Raw genomic sequence first — 15,481 nt, forward strand, 5'->3', positions numbered from 1 at the left:
TCAACGTAGAATAGGCCGCATAAAGAACCATAGCATAGGTCCTCCTATAAGGATGAACAAAGCCAGTATGATAAACAAAGACAATCTCAACCTTCTATTTTGATTATTAGATTCCGTAAGTTGAACTTGAAGTTTAGAATTCTGGCGTCCTAATTCTTCCATGTTTGCCATTATTTCTTGTCGTTCTTGTCGTTCTCTAGAAAGCTCTTCTGAGAAAACCTGTTCCAATCTGTCGATTTTCTCCTGCAATATCGTGTCAAGCTCAATGGATATGCGTTGCTTAACCTCTTTTTCCCGAGCTCTTCTTACCTGATCTAGCATCATATTCAACTCTTGAAACTGTCCATATTTGTCTTGCTGAGCGCAGGGGTTTATCAAAGATTGGAAAAAGCGAGATTCCACAAATGTCCTAGCTTGATATTCCGCCTTTTCCTCGCTAGATTCCAGCATCTGAGAGGCCGGGAGTGCTGGATTATTTACGATAGATAGAAGTTCTTCTGAGTTGATCTCTTCATCAAAATCAATTGCGGCTATCCAGGATTCAACTAAGAGGCCAATATAAGAATGATATTTCTCAATCGGCATTTGAGGGGCCTCATAAGCCATTAACTCCTCAATGAAGTCGTTGACTCTAAGGGAACAGGGAAGAGGATAAAGCTTACGATGTAGTACCATTTCGCGTTCCGCGGACGCGAGAGCCATGTCAAGAGTAAGAAACCAGATGCGGGGTCCCATTGTGTCTCCATCTGTTTCCTGCCGGAGTTCGCTTATTTCTAAGAGACATAGAGCATCATGCTCTATGACGTTAGGATGAGGAGTTTCTTTACTACCATACCTTCTAAGTTTGTGTTCGTATAAGATAGACTTTACTTCACTTAACCTATCTTCCTCATAAGGTGGGTTTCCTTCATAAATCATAATATTTCTCTCTTCCAGCCAATACCTTGGTTCAAAGCCAGCAAAGTATGAATCGAGGAAGGGCATATCGATAGCAGATGGTGGACCCTTAATTTCAAGGAGTTCTTCTAGGATATGTGCAATACGTTTTGATTTCCGTTGGTCACGAATGGTTTCTTCAAAATTTAGCAGATCCTTCTTTACCCCGTCAATGTAGTGCTTTACTTCTTGGATAGTCCATGTGAAAACTCCCAATTTCATGTCTAGTCTTTGCGCATCCTCAAATAGATTTTGAACGACAGTATGTCTAGGATGTTTTCTAAACATCATGGCAATTATCACGTTGCCATCTAGTATTATAGTTCGCTGTTTTAACAGCTCACTCTGGTACTTCTGAAGAGAAGGATCTATATCGAGAAGATGGGAGTAAAGGACCTTATGGTGACATATAGTGAGATACTGTTGAACGGTAGGATCCCCTGAAAGAAGGGTTTCTATAATTGCATGGCTAATCCTTGGAACCCGAAGGTCTTTTCCTCCAAATATGGAATCTAGCCGTTCTAAAAGAAACTTATTCCCTGTTATCTCTTCGTAGTTATCTTTGAAATATCTCTTCCCAGAAGACGAGTCTATTAAAAAAGCAAGCCGAATTGCATTTTGCACGAAGATATCTTGGACCATAAGATGCGTAGCTTCAATTATAGCTCTTTCCTGTTCCATGGGAAAAATATTGTCCTTTACCTCCGCTCTATAAGCCCTCTTCACCAACTCTTCAAACTGTTTTATGGTATCATCAAGTCTACGTTTAGTTATATCAAGCTGCGTCCTGCGTTGGTCTGATAGAATAAAGAGGTGCATCTCCTCGCGATCTGTTATTGAGTTGATGCGTCCCTTTTCCCGAAGTCTATCACAGGCATCTTTTGTCCATCTTGCCTTAAACGGATTCTCATCTACGGGTAGTACTTTAGTAAAGATAGAGGTGGCAATATCGTCAGCATCGAGTGGTTTTGTAGCCTGGTAAAGTGCCAATTCTACTAACCACTCTTGTAATTCCTTTCTGGAGAGCTTTGCCCTCGGGTCCACAAAGAAAAAACATTGAGATAATATGCTTTGAATCTTCCTGGAAGCAGTCATTGCCGCGGCCTCCTTATAGCATCATAAAACTCATCCAGAGCTTTCCTATATTGCTCTAGCATCTCAGTTTTATTCTCTCTAAGAGACTGCAATTCTCCTTCAATAATGGGTTTTGCCACCCTATCAATATAGTCCATAATCCCTTTTTCAAATCTCTTTTCCATTTCAGAACTCGCCCATATTCTGAGTGCCTTTACTCCAAAAAATGCCGTAAGAAGTCCAACTATCGCAATAAAAACCTCAATAGCATGTGTTGTTGTTTCAACGCGCTTTACAGACGATTGAAAGAAAGATTCTTGCATCTTGAGTCGGTTGTCTAGCGAATCTATCTTCTCGTTTAGACGCACCAACTCTAGCGAAAGGTTATTCATATCCAATGATGTACGCGCATTATTCACTATGGTTGTTTGTTTCTCCTCAGCAAAGAGAAGGAAAGAGGTAGTAAGAAAAATAATTAGTAGCCCAACAAAGACAAGCAAGGCCAATGATACATTCCGTGATATTCTTCGATAGAGGCTATAATGGAACACAGCACTCTCCTCCATAACAAGTCAAACTTGCCCGCTCTGCAAGAAACATATGGCTCTGATGGCAAGCCTGATGGTAGATGTTGAATATAGTCGGGTAACCAGATCTCCTCCCCGCCGCGCCGGGAACGACTAACAGAAGGGACGGAGGAGAGCAGGCGCCGCGGCGGCGAAGGGTTATCCGCAATTGTTTTTATCCGAATCTATAATCATTTCTCTTTGCTAATCTTGTGAGGTTTCTCTCTCCTGAACCTTTATCCAGAGCTTGCCATGCCCGGGGATCTCCAGAACTACTTCCTCAGGAGTAGGCCAATCCACCATATAAAGGACTCGAGTGGTAGTGCCAGGCAAAATGGGTTTATGTGGTCCAAAAGAATCGGAAGTTAATCCTTCGAAAAATTCGTGGTAATAATTGCCTTGATTTTCACCGGCCTTCCACATATTGCTTAGTTCGCCCGGGGCCAGGACAGTTATCTCGTTCCTTTTGGAATCAAAACACCAGAAGTGAGCATTACTCAAGTCCAAATCTTGGTCTGAAAAGTTAGTTATCCAAACTTCCAGGACCCATGCCAAAGGTTTTGCATGGCGTATGCATTCACCAGTTACTTTGCCGTCAGGAGTAGAGCCATATTTAATTTCAGCCCCTTGTATTGCACCTGCGAAAACGATTAGCAGTATAAACACTGATGTGGCAATTTGACAATGGCGATCCATATGCCCATCCTCCATCTAATAATAACTTCATTGGACCTACTCCCAGATTTAATAAAAAGTCGGCAACCCCAGTTCTTTCATCGGATTACCCTATACCGCATCATCTCCACCGGCACCCCCACCCTGCCGGCAAACTGCTCCAGGGTCTCATCAATCTCGGGTTTTTGATCGCCAGCGAGTAATTCAACCGCGAACCGGTTGGCCTCATATTCTACTTTAGACTCCATAAAGGTGCATTCTGAAATGAAGAAGTACCCAGCGCCTTGCGGTGACAGTTGACGATGTCCCAGTTCGTGAGCCAAAACCAGCCGCTTATACCAATCTGGAAGGTTTGAATTGAGAACTATAACGGTTCGGTTGACAAGTTCAATTATGAGGCCTTTGATTCTTTGGAAGGGGAACTCATCCACGTCAATCCCCATAGCTTGAGCGAGACGGTAGGGGTCGCGGGTGTCATGCTCTTGAACAATGCATTCCACGGTCTGCCTTATGTAGTCCATATAAGCCACCTGCTTGTCCAAAACTAAGGCGCTATTTTAATAGTCTAATGAACTCTTCAGTGGATATCTGGACATCATTGAGGATTTGGCGTAGCAGGCCTACCGGGATTTTGTCATGTATCGGAATAATGGTCCAGGCAAACGGTTCGTCTCTCTGCATTATCACATGGCTTCCTTTAGTGCGCCGGACGTATAAGCCGGCTCTTTTCAACGCGGCGATAACATCCTCTGGAGGCAAATCTCGGGGAAGTTTGCTCATGCTGTCTCTATCTTAACATTAAGAGCGTCAACCTCTATATCCGGTGGGAAAGGACGATCGTCTTCTGCTAGGCATTCTAGATAAAGTTGTATAGCCTCGCGGACTCGCTGCAAGGCTTCTTCGCGTGTCCGTCCGAAAGAATGACATCCTTTAAGTGCGGGCACAGTAGCTATATAGCAACCATTTTCATCCGCTTCAAGAATGACAGTATATTTCAATTCTTCCATCGGGCAGACCTCTTTTCGCTTGGCTGTGCCCTTATTATATGTATGCTACGGTCGACATCGCAATTAACCCTCTCTCCCAGGCTTAACTAATAATCAAAGTCTCCTTTGGGACCAAATTCCAGGATTCGTATTTCTCTCTTCTCTATCAAGATGGTAAATTTCAGGCGATAGCGCCCCACCCTGCGACGGTAGTAGCCGGGTTTCCCTTTGATTGTCTCAATATCGCCTCCGAATGGGTTAGAAGCCATATTTTCCAGGATATTAATGATTTTTCTTTGCCATCTGGTTTCAAGTCTTTCGAGATACTTGGCTGCCTGCTTATCAAGGATTATATTAAATTTTGAGGGTTCTCTTGAGTTCATGCAATGTTACCCCCCGGCCGGCATCTATCTCTGCATTCGCCTGCTCGAAAGCCTTTTCTTCTTCCTCTGTGGCCGGAGGGCCTTCGGGGACGAAGTGGAATTTCCCGTCTAACTCGATCCATTCGCCCGGCGGGGCTATAACAATTCTCTTGAGGAACTCTAATTTATCTCCAGAGGGTAAGGCCGAAAATTCCTTGGCAACCTTTTCGATGGGCAACTCCATAGGAGTACCTCCTTCCTACTGAAAGGACTGTTATTTGGTATTATCATTCTTTTCCCTCTTTCTTCGCTCCCGTTCCCATTTCACCTTCAAGTAGGTCATAATATCTTCTTTGTCCTCATCTGTGAGGGGCGCTCCATCGAAGTGGACGTTGGCGGTCTTGAGGAACTCCTCCAGCTCGACGTCCGTAGGTGGGGTGTCGCGATACCACCAGGGGGGAGTGGAGGGGTCGTGCGACGCAGGATCATCTACCCGCCCTACCAAATAGTCAACGGTAACCCCGAAGAAGTCAGCAAGACGGGCAATTGTCTCTGCGTCCGGCAGTCGTTTCCCCTGCTCCCACATGCCAACTGCGGCATCAGTAACGCCTACAAGGTCACCCACTTCTTTTTGGGTGACCTCTTTTTTCTCTCGTAATGCGCGGAGCCTTTCGGCAAATGTCCCTCGTTTATTAGATGTGGGCATTATCTTCACCACCAACAGTATACCACATGGTGTTGGGTATAAAATATCAACAACAAAAAGTTGTTTTAGGGGTTGACACAACATAAAGTTGTGTTCTATAATTCAATTAGGACACAACGCAACGTTGTGTCTAACGGAAGGAGCCACCAAATTATGAAGCGACTTCGTTTGATTAAAGCCAGAAAAAGTCGGGGATGGACACAGGCCCAAACAGCCGATAAGCTTGGTATCACGCCAAGTTTTTATGGCATGATTGAGCAGGGGGCGAGAAATCCAAGATTACCTTTAGCCTTGGCGATGGAAGCGCTGTTTGGCTTGCCAGCCTCAGAACTATTCCCCGACTTATTTTTTGGCAACAAACCCAACGAAACGTTGCCATCTATGGGACGTAACGCATCCGACGAGCACGCCGCATCCCTGGACATGACGGGCACGGACTGATTCCATCACCTTAAGCGTATCTCAGGCTTAGCCTTAGGAAAGGAAGTGAGCATCAATGCCAATACCATTACTGCTGCAGGTAAAGGAACTCTTTGAGACGACCGACATCAACGAAGCGAACGAGAGACTAAGGAACGGCTGGAAGCTACTCGACACGTATAGCAGCAAGAATGGTTTCACTTATCTTCTGTGTTTGGTTTAGTAGGTTCAGGCTCATCGCGTATAACCAAGAAGTCCCATTTAGATTTAGGTGGTTCAGGATGCACCGGTTCATCACTTTTCATCCAGGCTAGGACATAGTGCATTGTGATGTCATTCGGCGCAATCTGGTAGTCATAGGTTGTCTTGTATATATCAAGGAGGACCCAGCCCTGCTTTATATACCGATTAGCTTCGTCAAGGTGCTCGGTTTCAAAAAGCTCTCTAGTGTCACTTAACCTTGGTCCATGTGAGTCGCACATAGCAACTACCTCCATTCTACGAAATTGGTCTGGATTCAGCGTAAGAGATAACTAAGGTTCCGCCACAAAGCGGGCATTTGGAATAAGAGATCATTAAAATGCTCCTTTATAGGTTGATTTCCCCGCCGACCACGCGGCGACCCTAGACATAACGGGAACCGACTGAGGAGGCACTACCATGACTGAGACCAATTCCGGGCGAATACAAACATTCGAAAGGCTTAAAGACTCAGCAGCTCGACATATACGCCGTTTGTGCCTAGCTAATGGCGACTACTTCGACAATATCGAGGTCGAAACTGACATAGATGCAGCCGTCCAGGAAGGCGGCTTCCTCAAGATTCTGGATGGCAAGAAAACTGTGTTTGTAAATACGGAATTTATCGTGTCCTATGAGTTCTAGCCTATTTGCCTTTACTTTTCTTGGTTTGTGCGAGGGCGCTTCCGGCGACGGACTTTGAATCATCGCTGAAGCGATCATCCCTCAAGATCTTTGAGGCTTTCTTGGCGACCCTGCGACTGGTCTGTTTCTTGTTGGCCATTTGGTCCACGCTCCTTGAAAACTCTACTTAGCAGCCTTAAGGGTCCTGATGAATTCCGTAAGAGCCTTTCGCTGAGCCGGGGTGAGATCCTTAGCTTCGCGGATAAGTTGGTGCAGATCCTCAGATATCTGATCGGGTTCCTGTCCAACAAATTGGCTCAGCGAAACCCCTAAAGCATCGCAGATTCGCAAAAGGGTGTCGATGCTCGGGCTCTTTGCCCCTGTTTCGAGATAGCTTAAACCGGACTGGGCGATTCCAGCCCGACGTGCTAATTCGTTTTGACTTAACCCAGCAGCTTCTCGGAGTTCCTTTATTCGGATGCCGAAATCCAAGTGGAACACCTGCCAGTAATTACTATACTGATTTTACCATGGGGGGAATCAAAAAAGTTATTGACTTCTATCAAATTACTGATATAATGTAATCGAAAAGGTGATAACTCATGAACAAGATTAAGGCGTTACGAGAACAGCGTAGACTCTCACAACAAGAGCTTGCAAAAGCCGCAGGTGTGGCTCAGGCTTCAATCCATTACATCGAGACAGGTCAGAAGAGCCCAACAGTACGCACTTTAGACAAGCTCGCCGCGGCCCTTGGAGTTCCGGTAAGCGAACTCCTAGATGACAAGATTTAGTTTTCAAGGTGCAGCACGGAGCGCATGAAACGCGATGGAGCCATACCTCAATTACAGTCTAACATCGAAGGCGCAGGCAAGGGAGCCTAACAGGAGGTGAAAAGCATGCAAACCTCGGCGGTTTTGAGAGAAGAGCGGGAGCGGGCCGGATTAACCCAGGCACAATTAGCGCGGAAGTGCGGGACGAGTGAATCCAGTCTGCGCTGCTACGAGCTCGGGGTGCGTCCAATACCAATCGACATTACAGCTCGGGCTGCAAAAGTGCTCAAGAGCCCCCGACTCGCCATGACCGCGTGCCAGGAATGCCCGGTCAATATTCTCGTTCCACCTTGGCTGGATAGGGTGGATAGGCACCCGGTAAGCGAGCTGGCCGTTATCCTGGCCGAAGCGAGGGAAGCGATTGGAGCGTTGGAAAATCTAAGCCTCGTAAACAAGCTCCGGCCCGGCGATTTGTCCCCGGATGAACGCCGAACCCTAGAGCGCGCGATGGATCAGGTTGCGGATCTCATTCCAGCGGCTGCGATGGCGCTGGCAGCATGGTGCGAGGCATATGGCATTGACATGGTTGCAGTTAGGCATCGCCAGCTAGCCAAATTCCGGGCGCGGGGCTATATCACCGAAGAGGACGAGGAGGCATCGGCATGAGCAGGAACGATTCGCCCCTCGCTCTCACAGTCGTGGAGGAGATCAGTGCATGATAAAGCTCCCCGTTGTGGTGGTGAGATGGCGTGATGCGTGTCGAGCAGACAGTTGCGAGTTCCCCAAGCATTTTGAAGATGTCCTGACTCCGCAATATTCATGTGGGTTCTTGCTAAAGAGGACAAAACGATGTATCGCTATCCTTCAGAATTATGCCCTTGAGCCGGGCGAAAACAAGCATGACTACATAGTAATTCCGGCTGGATGGGTCGAGCGCATTGAAAAAATCGGGGAAGTAGAAATCCCCGACAGGAAGATTTAAGGCACCGGGCCACACGGTTAATCCTTCTTCAGCAACTGGGACAGGGATGGAGCATCCTCCTTCTGGAGGATGGTCTTCAGGTGACGATCGCTACGGCCGTCAGGGATGCTGCCATCATAAACCTGCTCTAAGGTTTTCTGGTGCGTGTCACTGCGCTTCTTGCGGAAACGACCGTTTTCATTTCGAGACCTGCTCGGCTTGGACACGATATCAGCCTCCTTGCTGGGGAGCCCGGTGCCTGGAGGACTGATTCGATATTACGCATGAAAATCCTGCCAAAAGAAGGTGCTGGCATGAAGGGAAAGGAATCGCCGCTCGCCCTCACGGTTAAGGATGTAGCTCACGAGCTCCAGGTGAGCGAGTGGCAAGTATACGAGCTAATCCGGCAAGGACAGCTACCGCACGTCAAAATCGGGCGGCGGAAAATAGTACCGAGGAAGGCGCTGGAACAATGGCTGGAGAGGAGGTGCAAAAACGGAAGTGACGAGAGATCAAATCCTTCGACTTCGGCGGCTGGGTATTAAGACAACTAGGGCACGGCAGTTTTATGACGATCTAAAACAGTTTCGATGGCAGAAGGCTGTCCGTTATGTCGGCACCGTCCGGGAATTCCAGCGGGTGCTCAGGATGGCGTCCGGCGACACGAGGCCGCTGAGAGTGGTGAGACCCGATGAGGCGGCATAGAGAAAGGGCTGAGGTATTGGCTCTACCTCAGCCCCGAAAAAGAAAATCCATACACACCTTCAGCATATCACGCCGGTGCTGGGGTGTCAAGGAGGGATGAGGGCGTGGATAAATTGGAACTCGAGTATATCAGGCAGAGGATTATACAGCTAGGGATAGCGGATAAGATGACGGCGCTCGACTTAATAGATTTGCTACTGGATCAAAGTTTTCACAGTATCATAGCAAAGATTAAGCACCCATACCCAGCATTGATGGCTGAGGAGGTGGGAGACGATGTTGCAAACGTCGGTATCGCATAGCCCGGAATGGTACGAGCCGGAGCCCGAGAAGATTGCCACAACCTGTGCAGTATGTGGCGGCGATATCTACAAAGGCGAAGAGTGCATTCGACTGGGCGACGAGTATATCCACGACGATCTAAAGTGCCAAACCGACTATCTCTTCGATGTGCTAGGAGCCGAATACGTGACGGCGGGTGAGGATGAATGAAATGCATCGTAACATGTCCGTTTGCTCGTGGTCACCATATTGACAATGAAGATGGAGAGCTGGTTTTCTCTTGTAGGCTAAAGGGACCAAACGACCCAACCCTAATCCTGGGCAAATATCCCGAGTTCGAAAAAGCGGACTGTTCAGTGCCTGCGGAGGAATTCTGTAGAAGATTGGCTCAACACATCGAATATGCTCAATTTCTCTTGGATAAACGCAGGGCTGAGCAAAGGGGTGAGTGAGATGGCCGTGGAAATCGTTGACAAGAAGGAAATGATAATCCGCATCAGTTCTGCTGGGGCCTGTCCCCGCAGGCTCCAGCTCGAAGCATGGGGAGTGGAAGGCGCGCCGCCAACCGAGTATACTCTTCGGGCGTTTGAAGAGGGCAAGATACACGAGGCTAGCATTTTGGAGTGGGCGGCGGAACGCTTGCCGGGCGGGCCGTATACGATAGCGGAACAACAACGTGAGGTAACCATTGAGCTTGATTGGGGAAGACTCGTGGGGCACATCGACGCTATCGTTATCAATCCTAATAATCTTGAAGAACCAGCAAGTTTACTCGAAGCGAAATGCCTCTCACATAGGGCCTTCCAGGAACTACGTGAGAAGGGCGTCAAGATGTCGCATCCCCAATATTACACACAGGTTCAGCTATATCTACATGGCATATGCAGAGGATGGACAATACGTCAAGCTTACCTTGTAGCCCGCGATAAAGAAACTCCCAAGAATCGGCTGTGGGATCATACCTACGAGAAAATTACATATGACCCCTATTTTGTTGAAGTTCAGTTAGCTTGCTTAAATGAGTTATGTTACAAGATTCAAGAAAAAATAGAGATTCATCCCCAATTCAATCCCCTAGAAGATTGGCAATGCAGACCCCCATACTGTCCATACACAAAACTCTGCTGGCCCGACTACGCGAAGCCCAAAGCGAAGGCTATCGTGGATGATAGCCTCGCAGATGTGGTGGAGCAGTACCAGACTCTAGGCGAAGAAATCAGCGACCTGGAAAAGGCACGGGAGGAGCTAAAAGCTAGACTCCTTGCCTCCATCAAGGACAGGCCCGTTATGGCAGGCCGGTGGATAGCGCAGAAGGTAGAGCGCAGGCAGGAGAGATTCGATACCCAGCTAGCGCGGAAAGAGCTGCCTGCCGATGTGCTAGCCAAGCTGGTCAAGGTTGACACCTACGAACAACTAAAGATCGAGGAGGTGTGCTGAAATGGCGATGCCTGAAGAAAAAGCCCTTGCGCGTAAGCCCCAAGGTGTAACTCAATGGGATCCATTTGTTGCGATGGATAGCTTGGACGACGAGGCTATAATAGCAGAACTTCAGGGCCAGACCGTGAAGGCTTTAGTATATGAATTCAAGCAGGACAGTCAAATAGTCTGCGGCCTATCGAAAGCCGGAGTTGACGCGGTAGTCCGTGAAATGGCGAAACAAGGCGAAGTATTACGCGAACTAGAACTCAACGTCTTGGAAACTCCTGATGAATTTGTAGCTCATGTCAAGGCCGGGCGTTTTGCTATCCAGACCAACCAGCAGACAGGCGAGACAAAGGAAACTCTCCTGGATGTAGTCTTTGGGGTAAAACGGCAACCTAAGCGTCATCCTGGCGGAGCGGTAAATAAGTTTGCGTATGAACAGGCCGTTAGCAAGGCCGCTAGGAACGCGAAGATGAGACTCCTACGCGAGGATTTGAAGCAGGCGATTATCACCATGGCAAAACAAGAGGGCAGATACACGAAGGTCACGCCCAACATGAATATCCCCGATATACACTCTAGTAAGCCTGCAAATAGTGAGCGAAAGCCCACAGAAGCACAGCTGAAGAGGTTATACGCGATCTCCAAAGAGGCCCGAGCAGACGCAGACTCAATGAAAAAGCTCATGTATGACATGTTCGGCAAGGAGAGCAGCAAGGACCTGACCATCGACGAATACAACGAGCTATGCGACATGTTGCTTGAAGCTAAGAAAAACGAGGAAAAGGAAGTCACAGAAGACCAAACCGTTGCGGCTGAGTAGCCGCACAGCATAGTAAAACGCAGGGCCGCCCACCAATATATTGTGGCAAAAAACATGAAATGAAAGGGGTGAAAAGGTCCCCCTTGGCGATCCTGGGAACTTGCGAGGGCGGCCCCGAAAGGGGGGTATGTGATGCGCGGGTACTTTGGAATCGGAATCGAGCACACGAAGGCGAAACAGAACATCGGCACACTATACAGGAGCGCAATGATTTTCGGCGCCAGTTTCATATTCACCATCGGCAAAAGGTATGAAAGGCAGAAGAGTGATACTGTTAAGGCTTTCAGACACATACCCCTGTATCATTTCCAGACCCTAGATGATCTATACGAGCACTTGCCTTACGACTGCAAACTGATCGGCATCGAGATAGACGATAGAGCGATTATGCTCAGGAATTTCGTTCACCCGGAGCGGGCGTGCTACCTACTGGGAGCGGAGGATGAAGGGCTAAGTGAAGAAGCGCGTGATAGATGTCATGCATTGATTCAGTTGCCAGTGAAAGACTTGGAGATATGCGAAGCGCGGGTAAGGGAGCTTGAAGGTTGGATTACCGATGCCAGCGAGAGAATAAAGGAGCTAGAGGCCCAAGTCGCGGTGCTGCGGAAGGCCGAAGCTGTAGCGGAATTCGCAGCACAGATTCCTATCAACAAGGGTGCCGATCCCTACTATGATGCACTAGCCGAGGCTATCGCAAAATGGCGGGAAGCCCAAGAAGGCGGTGAGCAGGATGGATAGCCCTTGGGGAGGAGTCACATTTCAAGGCGCAACATATATGATCGGCCCGATACCGGGGATGAAACGAATTCAGCTATATCGCCAAGATGGATCAGCATTTACGGTGATAGCAGGGTTCCCCGACGAGAGGCAGGCTGCTGAATTCAGCCAATGGCTCATATCTTTAGCCGAGCAATTGAGCCGGCTCGGGCTGACTGAGATACCGGAACAGGAAGGTGGTGGCTAGGCATGACCCAGCGCGTCGGGCTAATTCAGGTAGACGGAAAGTGGCCGAATTTGGCGCTCATGAAGTTATCAGCTTGGCACAAGGCGCATGGTGACAGCGTCGAATGGTTTAACGCCCTTGAGGGTAGCCGATATGATGTTATATATGCCTCTAAGGTGTTCACCACCACACCGGACTTTCCGTATCTACCAGCCCACGTTTTCAAGGGTGGAACTGGTTATAACCTTGACGTGATTCTACCACTGGAGGCCGAACAATCCTTTCCCGATTATTCGCTCTATCCAAAATGTGATTTCGCTATCGGATTCACGACGCGGGGCTGTGTACGCCACTGTCCATTCTGCATAGTGCCGCAGAAGGAGGGCCGCCTTCGGGTGGTCGGAGATCTCAAGTCCTTTTGGCATGGTCAGCGCAAGGTGATCCTTCTTGATAATAATCTGACGGCGGCGCCTTGGGAGCATTTCGAATGTGTGATGAGGCAGTTTATTGAGACAAAAGTGGCCGTCGATTTCTCGCAGGGCCTCGACGCACGATTAATCAATGACGAGCAGGCCGAGCTTCTCGCGAAGGTACGCCTCTGGAAGAGGATTCATTTCGCGTGGGACAAGATGAATGATGAGGCAGCGATCCGGCGGGGGATAGAGGTATTGAAACGCCACATATCGCTGCATGATGTAATGTTCTATGTTCTCATTGGATTCGACACGGTATGGGAGGAGGATCTATACAGAGTAGAGACTCTTCGGGGCATGGGGGTGGACCCGTTCGTGATGCCATATAACCGGCGCGACCCCTACCAAAGGGCATTCGCGCGGTGGGTGAATCATAAAGCGGTGTTCAAGAGCGTGCCCTGGAATAGGTATCGTGATTCTCAATGGGGAAGGAGTGACCCTGCATGACCCGCCGGCGTCGCAAAAAATTTTACTCTTTAATTCTGGCAATATTAACCTGCATTGGAATCTACGTTAGCTGTATCCAGCCATATCCACCCCACCCTCCCCCGGGGGCTGGGGACTCCCCCCTGGCCCTGCGATTACTCGATGTACGGGAGTGGCACTGGCCAACGCAGGAGTACGAGTGTGTCCCATATATCGTTCAATGGGACGATCACAGCATATGGACCATCGCGGCAAAGCTATATCCGGGTCAGCATACGGGCCGTATGGTGTGGGCTATTAGGCGGGCGAGCAAATTGGAGGGGCCGGACGGACCAGTAATCAGGCCAGGGCAGGTGCTTTGGATACCCGATCCGGCGTTATATGGGGTTGGACGAAAACAGAAGATGCAATTGGCGGTGGGGGAGTAATAAGTAATGTATACACGAGTGGAAAGCAGGTTTTGGCAAGACGAAAAAATGCGTGCAGTTTCGGACGACGCGCGCTATCTGATGCTTTATTTCTTAACATCTCCCCATCGTAACATTATAGGTTTCTATTTTCTCCCTTTGCCTTATGCTTGCTTTGACTTGGGATGGGATGAGAAACGGTTCCATAAAGGGTTACAGGAACTGCTACAAACAGGGCGAGTTAAATATGACGCTGATGCTCATGTAGTGTTCATCCAAAATTACCTCAAGCACAATCCTTTGGAAAACCCAAATCAAGTTAAAAGCGCTATAGAGAAACTAGAAGAGATTCCGCAAACCCAGCTATTTCAAGATTTTCTAGCTGTTTTAGAACAATGTGAGAAACAGTTTGTGAAACCCTTGGTTGAACGGTTGCAGCAACGGTTACGTCAACCAGGAACAGGTACAGGAACAGTAACAGGTACAGGAAGTACGTACGCGCCGCCTGGCGGCGCGCCTGAGCAACCTCCTAAAGATCCCCTTGAACAAGAGAAGCAACCGGGCGAGCAGCGAAAGCGGGCCAAGACCCCGGCGGATGATAAGCTCTTCGAGCAATTCTGGACAGCTTATCCAAAGAAACGTTCAAAGGGCCAAGCCGAAAAGGCGTGGGCCAAGCTCCAGCCGGACGAGCAGCTCGTGGAGACTATGTTGGCTGCCATTGAGCGGGCCAAGACATCCGAGGAGTGGCGCAAGGAGGGTGGGCGATATATCCCTTACCCTGCGACCTGGCTAAACGCCAAGGGGTGGGAGGATGATTATCGGCCATTGGAGGTGATAAACGGTGGACGAAGTCAAAAGCATAGGGGATATCCTCAAGGCGAAGACGATTATTCAGACTTTGTCGTACGATGATCTGGAAGTCCATATTTGTGAAAAATGCGGGCGGGAAATTAAGCCTGTAAAAGTTATGTTTGAGCAGTTTGGGCATATTGTCTACCCCGCCTGCAAGTGCCGAATTGAGGAGTTGGAAAGGCTCAAAGAAGAATGCCAACAACGCAATAGGCGTCAACAGATTGAGAGGCTTTTTTCAACGAGCGATCTTGGACCTCGGTTCGGCGAGTGCACAATTGATAACTGGATCATGCGACCGGGGACAGAGAAAGCATATGAAATGGTTCGCAAATATATAGAGGCATGGCCTGAACAATTACATACGGGAGAAGGACTTGTGCTTTTCGGCCCTCCAGGGAATGGGAAGTCTCACCTAGCGGCAGCTTGCATAAATGCGGTTATAACGCGGGGATATCCCGCAGTCTTTCAGTCGGTGACTCAGTTGATGTACAGGATCAATGCAACCTATCGGGGAAATGAGAAAGAGAGTGAGTCAGAGATAATCAATAGCCTTATTGAAGCCGATTTGGTGGTCCTGGACGACATTGGCGCTGAAAAATGGACGGAGAAGGTTGAGGAGCGGTTATATAGCATCATAGATGGCCGTTATTGGTGGAAGAGGCCAATTATCATCACTGGAAACTTTAGGACTCCAAAGGAGTTAGAAACTCATATTGGAGAACGAGCATTTGATCGGATTGCTGAGACTAGCATCTTTGTTGCGAATATGGCCGCGAGCTATCGGAAGGAGCAAGCCCGGGCACGACTGAGGAGGGAAGCATAATC

Annotated in this window: 30 protein-coding genes; 17 read left to right on the forward strand and 13 right to left on the reverse strand. The window is 48.5% G+C overall.

From position 1 onward, the window contains the following. The 9 genes from HPY52_10475 to HPY52_10515 all read right to left on the reverse strand — a co-directional run bounded on the left by HPY52_10475 (position 1) and on the right by HPY52_10515 (position 5,305). Positions 1–2,031, reverse strand: a complete 2,031-nt coding sequence (locus HPY52_10475; protein ID NPV80681.1) for a hypothetical protein — start codon at positions 2,029–2,031, stop codon at positions 1–3. After that, positions 2,028–2,516: a hypothetical protein gene (locus HPY52_10480; GenBank protein ID NPV80682.1), complete on the reverse strand. Its 489-nt coding sequence runs from the start codon at positions 2,514–2,516 to the stop codon at positions 2,028–2,030. Before HPY52_10480 ends, HPY52_10475 begins: the two co-directional genes overlap by 4 nt. Before the next feature lie 264 nt (positions 2,517–2,780). Further along, complete coding sequence (locus tag HPY52_10485) at positions 2,781–3,272, reverse strand: hypothetical protein (protein NPV80683.1); 492 nt, start codon at positions 3,270–3,272, stop codon at positions 2,781–2,783. Between the two features lie 77 nt (positions 3,273–3,349). Continuing rightward, a complete protein-coding gene (locus tag HPY52_10490) occupies positions 3,350–3,772 on the reverse strand; it encodes an ImmA/IrrE family metallo-endopeptidase (GenBank protein ID NPV80684.1) in 423 nt (140 codons plus the stop codon). Between the two features lie 31 nt (positions 3,773–3,803). Further along, positions 3,804–4,031: a type II toxin-antitoxin system HicA family toxin gene (locus HPY52_10495; GenBank protein ID NPV80685.1), complete on the reverse strand. Its 228-nt coding sequence runs from the start codon at positions 4,029–4,031 to the stop codon at positions 3,804–3,806. Then, entirely contained in the window at positions 4,028–4,258 is a 231-nt protein-coding gene (locus HPY52_10500) for a type II toxin-antitoxin system HicB family antitoxin (GenBank protein NPV80686.1), read from the reverse strand. The genes HPY52_10495 and HPY52_10500 overlap by 4 nt, the downstream gene beginning before the upstream one ends. A gap of 86 nt (positions 4,259–4,344) precedes the next feature. Continuing rightward, positions 4,345–4,620, reverse strand: a complete 276-nt coding sequence (locus tag HPY52_10505) for a type II toxin-antitoxin system RelE/ParE family toxin (GenBank protein ID NPV80687.1) — start codon at positions 4,618–4,620, stop codon at positions 4,345–4,347. Then, complete coding sequence (locus tag HPY52_10510) at positions 4,592–4,843, reverse strand: hypothetical protein (protein ID NPV80688.1); 252 nt, start codon at positions 4,841–4,843, stop codon at positions 4,592–4,594. Before HPY52_10510 ends, HPY52_10505 begins: the two co-directional genes overlap by 29 nt. A 30-nt stretch (positions 4,844–4,873) precedes the next feature. Then, on the reverse strand, positions 4,874–5,305 hold the full coding sequence (locus HPY52_10515) for a helix-turn-helix domain-containing protein (GenBank protein NPV80689.1): 432 nt from the start codon (positions 5,303–5,305) through the stop codon (positions 4,874–4,876). Between the two features lie 153 nt (positions 5,306–5,458). Between HPY52_10515 and HPY52_10520 the strand changes: the two genes are divergently transcribed. Further along, complete coding sequence (locus tag HPY52_10520; GenBank protein NPV80690.1) at positions 5,459–5,746, forward strand: helix-turn-helix transcriptional regulator; 288 nt, start codon at positions 5,459–5,461, stop codon at positions 5,744–5,746. A gap of 176 nt (positions 5,747–5,922) precedes the next feature. Here the strand turns inward: HPY52_10520 and HPY52_10525 are convergent, their stop codons facing one another. Beyond that, a complete protein-coding gene (locus HPY52_10525; protein NPV80691.1) occupies positions 5,923–6,222 on the reverse strand; it encodes a hypothetical protein in 300 nt (99 codons plus the stop codon). A gap of 163 nt (positions 6,223–6,385) precedes the next feature. On the opposite strand from HPY52_10525, the gene HPY52_10530 reads away from it, so the two are divergent. Continuing rightward, positions 6,386–6,610, forward strand: coding sequence for a hypothetical protein (locus HPY52_10530; GenBank protein NPV80692.1), 225 nt, complete (start codon positions 6,386–6,388; stop codon positions 6,608–6,610). A 1-nt stretch (position 6,611) separates the two neighbouring features. On the opposite strand, the gene HPY52_10535 is transcribed toward HPY52_10530, so the two are convergent. Continuing rightward, the gene (locus HPY52_10535; GenBank protein NPV80693.1) at positions 6,612–6,749 is read right to left on the reverse strand and encodes a hypothetical protein; all 138 of its coding nucleotides are present in this window, start codon (positions 6,747–6,749) and stop codon (positions 6,612–6,614) included. 23 nt (positions 6,750–6,772) lie between these two features. After that, positions 6,773–7,081 (reverse strand): helix-turn-helix transcriptional regulator, encoded by a 309-nt coding sequence (locus tag HPY52_10540; GenBank protein ID NPV80694.1) that lies wholly within the window; start codon positions 7,079–7,081, stop codon positions 6,773–6,775. A 110-nt stretch (positions 7,082–7,191) separates the two neighbouring features. On the opposite strand from HPY52_10540, the gene HPY52_10545 reads away from it, so the two are divergent. The 3 genes from HPY52_10545 (at position 7,192) to HPY52_10555 (ending at position 8,344) form a co-directional block, all read left to right on the forward strand. After that, entirely contained in the window at positions 7,192–7,383 is a 192-nt protein-coding gene (locus HPY52_10545; protein ID NPV80695.1) for a helix-turn-helix transcriptional regulator, read from the forward strand. Positions 7,384–7,488: 105 nt separating this feature from the next. Beyond that, positions 7,489–8,028, forward strand: coding sequence for a helix-turn-helix transcriptional regulator (locus HPY52_10550; protein ID NPV80696.1), 540 nt, complete (start codon positions 7,489–7,491; stop codon positions 8,026–8,028). A 49-nt stretch (positions 8,029–8,077) separates the two neighbouring features. Then, entirely contained in the window at positions 8,078–8,344 is a 267-nt protein-coding gene (locus HPY52_10555) for a hypothetical protein (protein NPV80697.1), read from the forward strand. A 17-nt stretch (positions 8,345–8,361) separates the two neighbouring features. On the opposite strand, the gene HPY52_10560 is transcribed toward HPY52_10555, so the two are convergent. Further along, positions 8,362–8,550 (reverse strand): hypothetical protein, encoded by a 189-nt coding sequence (locus HPY52_10560; protein ID NPV80698.1) that lies wholly within the window; start codon positions 8,548–8,550, stop codon positions 8,362–8,364. A gap of 87 nt (positions 8,551–8,637) precedes the next feature. On the opposite strand from HPY52_10560, the gene HPY52_10565 reads away from it, so the two are divergent. From HPY52_10565 to HPY52_10620, 12 genes are all read left to right on the forward strand, one after another. Beyond that, entirely contained in the window at positions 8,638–8,868 is a 231-nt protein-coding gene (locus tag HPY52_10565; GenBank protein ID NPV80699.1) for a helix-turn-helix domain-containing protein, read from the forward strand. Further along, positions 8,825–9,028, forward strand: a complete 204-nt coding sequence (locus HPY52_10570; protein NPV80700.1) for a hypothetical protein — start codon at positions 8,825–8,827, stop codon at positions 9,026–9,028. The genes HPY52_10565 and HPY52_10570 overlap by 44 nt, the downstream gene beginning before the upstream one ends. Positions 9,029–9,132: 104 nt before the next feature. Further along, entirely contained in the window at positions 9,133–9,330 is a 198-nt protein-coding gene (locus HPY52_10575) for a hypothetical protein (GenBank protein ID NPV80701.1), read from the forward strand. Then, positions 9,305–9,520 carry a hypothetical protein gene (locus HPY52_10580; GenBank protein NPV80702.1) on the forward strand — a complete coding sequence of 72 codons (216 nt, stop codon included), beginning with the start codon at positions 9,305–9,307 and terminating at the stop codon, positions 9,518–9,520. Before HPY52_10575 ends, HPY52_10580 begins: the two co-directional genes overlap by 26 nt. 192 nt (positions 9,521–9,712) lie before the next feature. Continuing rightward, the gene (locus tag HPY52_10585) at positions 9,713–10,747 is read left to right on the forward strand and encodes a hypothetical protein (protein NPV80703.1); all 1,035 of its coding nucleotides are present in this window, start codon (positions 9,713–9,715) and stop codon (positions 10,745–10,747) included. 1 nt (position 10,748) lies between these two features. Next, positions 10,749–11,555, forward strand: coding sequence for a hypothetical protein (locus HPY52_10590; protein NPV80704.1), 807 nt, complete (start codon positions 10,749–10,751; stop codon positions 11,553–11,555). A gap of 132 nt (positions 11,556–11,687) precedes the next feature. Next, positions 11,688–12,293: an RNA methyltransferase gene (locus HPY52_10595; protein NPV80705.1), complete on the forward strand. Its 606-nt coding sequence runs from the start codon at positions 11,688–11,690 to the stop codon at positions 12,291–12,293. Then, a complete protein-coding gene (locus HPY52_10600) occupies positions 12,286–12,519 on the forward strand; it encodes a hypothetical protein (protein NPV80706.1) in 234 nt (77 codons plus the stop codon). The genes HPY52_10595 and HPY52_10600 overlap by 8 nt, the downstream gene beginning before the upstream one ends. A 2-nt stretch (positions 12,520–12,521) precedes the next feature. Further along, the gene (locus tag HPY52_10605) at positions 12,522–13,418 is read left to right on the forward strand and encodes a radical SAM protein (GenBank protein ID NPV80707.1); all 897 of its coding nucleotides are present in this window, start codon (positions 12,522–12,524) and stop codon (positions 13,416–13,418) included. Further along, on the forward strand, positions 13,415–13,825 hold the full coding sequence (locus HPY52_10610) for a LysM peptidoglycan-binding domain-containing protein (GenBank protein ID NPV80708.1): 411 nt from the start codon (positions 13,415–13,417) through the stop codon (positions 13,823–13,825). Before HPY52_10605 ends, HPY52_10610 begins: the two co-directional genes overlap by 4 nt. A gap of 6 nt (positions 13,826–13,831) precedes the next feature. Further along, a complete protein-coding gene (locus tag HPY52_10615) occupies positions 13,832–14,716 on the forward strand; it encodes a hypothetical protein (GenBank protein ID NPV80709.1) in 885 nt (294 codons plus the stop codon). Beyond that, the gene (locus HPY52_10620) at positions 14,646–15,479 is read left to right on the forward strand and encodes an ATP-binding protein (GenBank protein ID NPV80710.1); all 834 of its coding nucleotides are present in this window, start codon (positions 14,646–14,648) and stop codon (positions 15,477–15,479) included. Before HPY52_10615 ends, HPY52_10620 begins: the two co-directional genes overlap by 71 nt. Positions 15,480–15,481: the final 2 nt, after the last annotated feature.

The sequence above is a fragment of the Bacillota bacterium genome (genome assembly GCA_013178415.1).
GTDB lineage: Bacteria > Bacillota > SHA-98 > Ch115 > Ch115 > Ch115.

What these genes read in the sequence shown, in the direction of transcription:
- HPY52_10475 (NPV80681.1), bottom strand. Translation starts at nt 2,031, where the DNA reads ATGACTGCTTCCAGGAAGATTCAAAGCATATTATCTCAATGTTTTTTC.
- HPY52_10485 (NPV80683.1), bottom strand. Translation starts at nt 3,272, where the DNA reads ATGGATCGCCATTGTCAAATTGCCACATCAGTGTTTATACTGCTAATC.
- HPY52_10490 (NPV80684.1), bottom strand. Translation starts at nt 3,772, where the DNA reads ATGGACTACATAAGGCAGACCGTGGAATGCATTGTTCAAGAGCATGAC.
- HPY52_10495 (NPV80685.1), bottom strand. Translation starts at nt 4,031, where the DNA reads ATGAGCAAACTTCCCCGAGATTTGCCTCCAGAGGATGTTATCGCCGCG.
- HPY52_10500 (NPV80686.1), bottom strand. Translation starts at nt 4,258, where the DNA reads ATGGAAGAATTGAAATATACTGTCATTCTTGAAGCGGATGAAAATGGT.
- HPY52_10505 (NPV80687.1), bottom strand. Translation starts at nt 4,620, where the DNA reads ATGAACTCAAGAGAACCCTCAAAATTTAATATAATCCTTGATAAGCAG.
- HPY52_10510 (NPV80688.1), bottom strand. Translation starts at nt 4,843, where the DNA reads ATGGAGTTGCCCATCGAAAAGGTTGCCAAGGAATTTTCGGCCTTACCC.
- HPY52_10515 (NPV80689.1), bottom strand. Translation starts at nt 5,305, where the DNA reads ATGCCCACATCTAATAAACGAGGGACATTTGCCGAAAGGCTCCGCGCA.
- HPY52_10520 (NPV80690.1), top strand. Translation starts at nt 5,459, where the DNA reads ATGAAGCGACTTCGTTTGATTAAAGCCAGAAAAAGTCGGGGATGGACA.
- HPY52_10525 (NPV80691.1), bottom strand. Translation starts at nt 6,222, where the DNA reads ATGGAGGTAGTTGCTATGTGCGACTCACATGGACCAAGGTTAAGTGAC.
- HPY52_10530 (NPV80692.1), top strand. Translation starts at nt 6,386, where the DNA reads ATGACTGAGACCAATTCCGGGCGAATACAAACATTCGAAAGGCTTAAA.
- HPY52_10535 (NPV80693.1), bottom strand. Translation starts at nt 6,749, where the DNA reads ATGGCCAACAAGAAACAGACCAGTCGCAGGGTCGCCAAGAAAGCCTCA.
- HPY52_10545 (NPV80695.1), top strand. Translation starts at nt 7,192, where the DNA reads ATGAACAAGATTAAGGCGTTACGAGAACAGCGTAGACTCTCACAACAA.
- HPY52_10550 (NPV80696.1), top strand. Translation starts at nt 7,489, where the DNA reads ATGCAAACCTCGGCGGTTTTGAGAGAAGAGCGGGAGCGGGCCGGATTA.
- HPY52_10555 (NPV80697.1), top strand. Translation starts at nt 8,078, where the DNA reads ATGATAAAGCTCCCCGTTGTGGTGGTGAGATGGCGTGATGCGTGTCGA.
- HPY52_10565 (NPV80699.1), top strand. Translation starts at nt 8,638, where the DNA reads ATGAAGGGAAAGGAATCGCCGCTCGCCCTCACGGTTAAGGATGTAGCT.
- HPY52_10580 (NPV80702.1), top strand. Translation starts at nt 9,305, where the DNA reads ATGTTGCAAACGTCGGTATCGCATAGCCCGGAATGGTACGAGCCGGAG.
- HPY52_10585 (NPV80703.1), top strand. Translation starts at nt 9,713, where the DNA reads ATGCTCAATTTCTCTTGGATAAACGCAGGGCTGAGCAAAGGGGTGAGT.
- HPY52_10590 (NPV80704.1), top strand. Translation starts at nt 10,749, where the DNA reads ATGGCGATGCCTGAAGAAAAAGCCCTTGCGCGTAAGCCCCAAGGTGTA.
- HPY52_10595 (NPV80705.1), top strand. Translation starts at nt 11,688, where the DNA reads ATGCGCGGGTACTTTGGAATCGGAATCGAGCACACGAAGGCGAAACAG.
- HPY52_10600 (NPV80706.1), top strand. Translation starts at nt 12,286, where the DNA reads ATGGATAGCCCTTGGGGAGGAGTCACATTTCAAGGCGCAACATATATG.
- HPY52_10605 (NPV80707.1), top strand. Translation starts at nt 12,522, where the DNA reads ATGACCCAGCGCGTCGGGCTAATTCAGGTAGACGGAAAGTGGCCGAAT.
- HPY52_10610 (NPV80708.1), top strand. Translation starts at nt 13,415, where the DNA reads ATGACCCGCCGGCGTCGCAAAAAATTTTACTCTTTAATTCTGGCAATA.
- HPY52_10615 (NPV80709.1), top strand. Translation starts at nt 13,832, where the DNA reads ATGTATACACGAGTGGAAAGCAGGTTTTGGCAAGACGAAAAAATGCGT.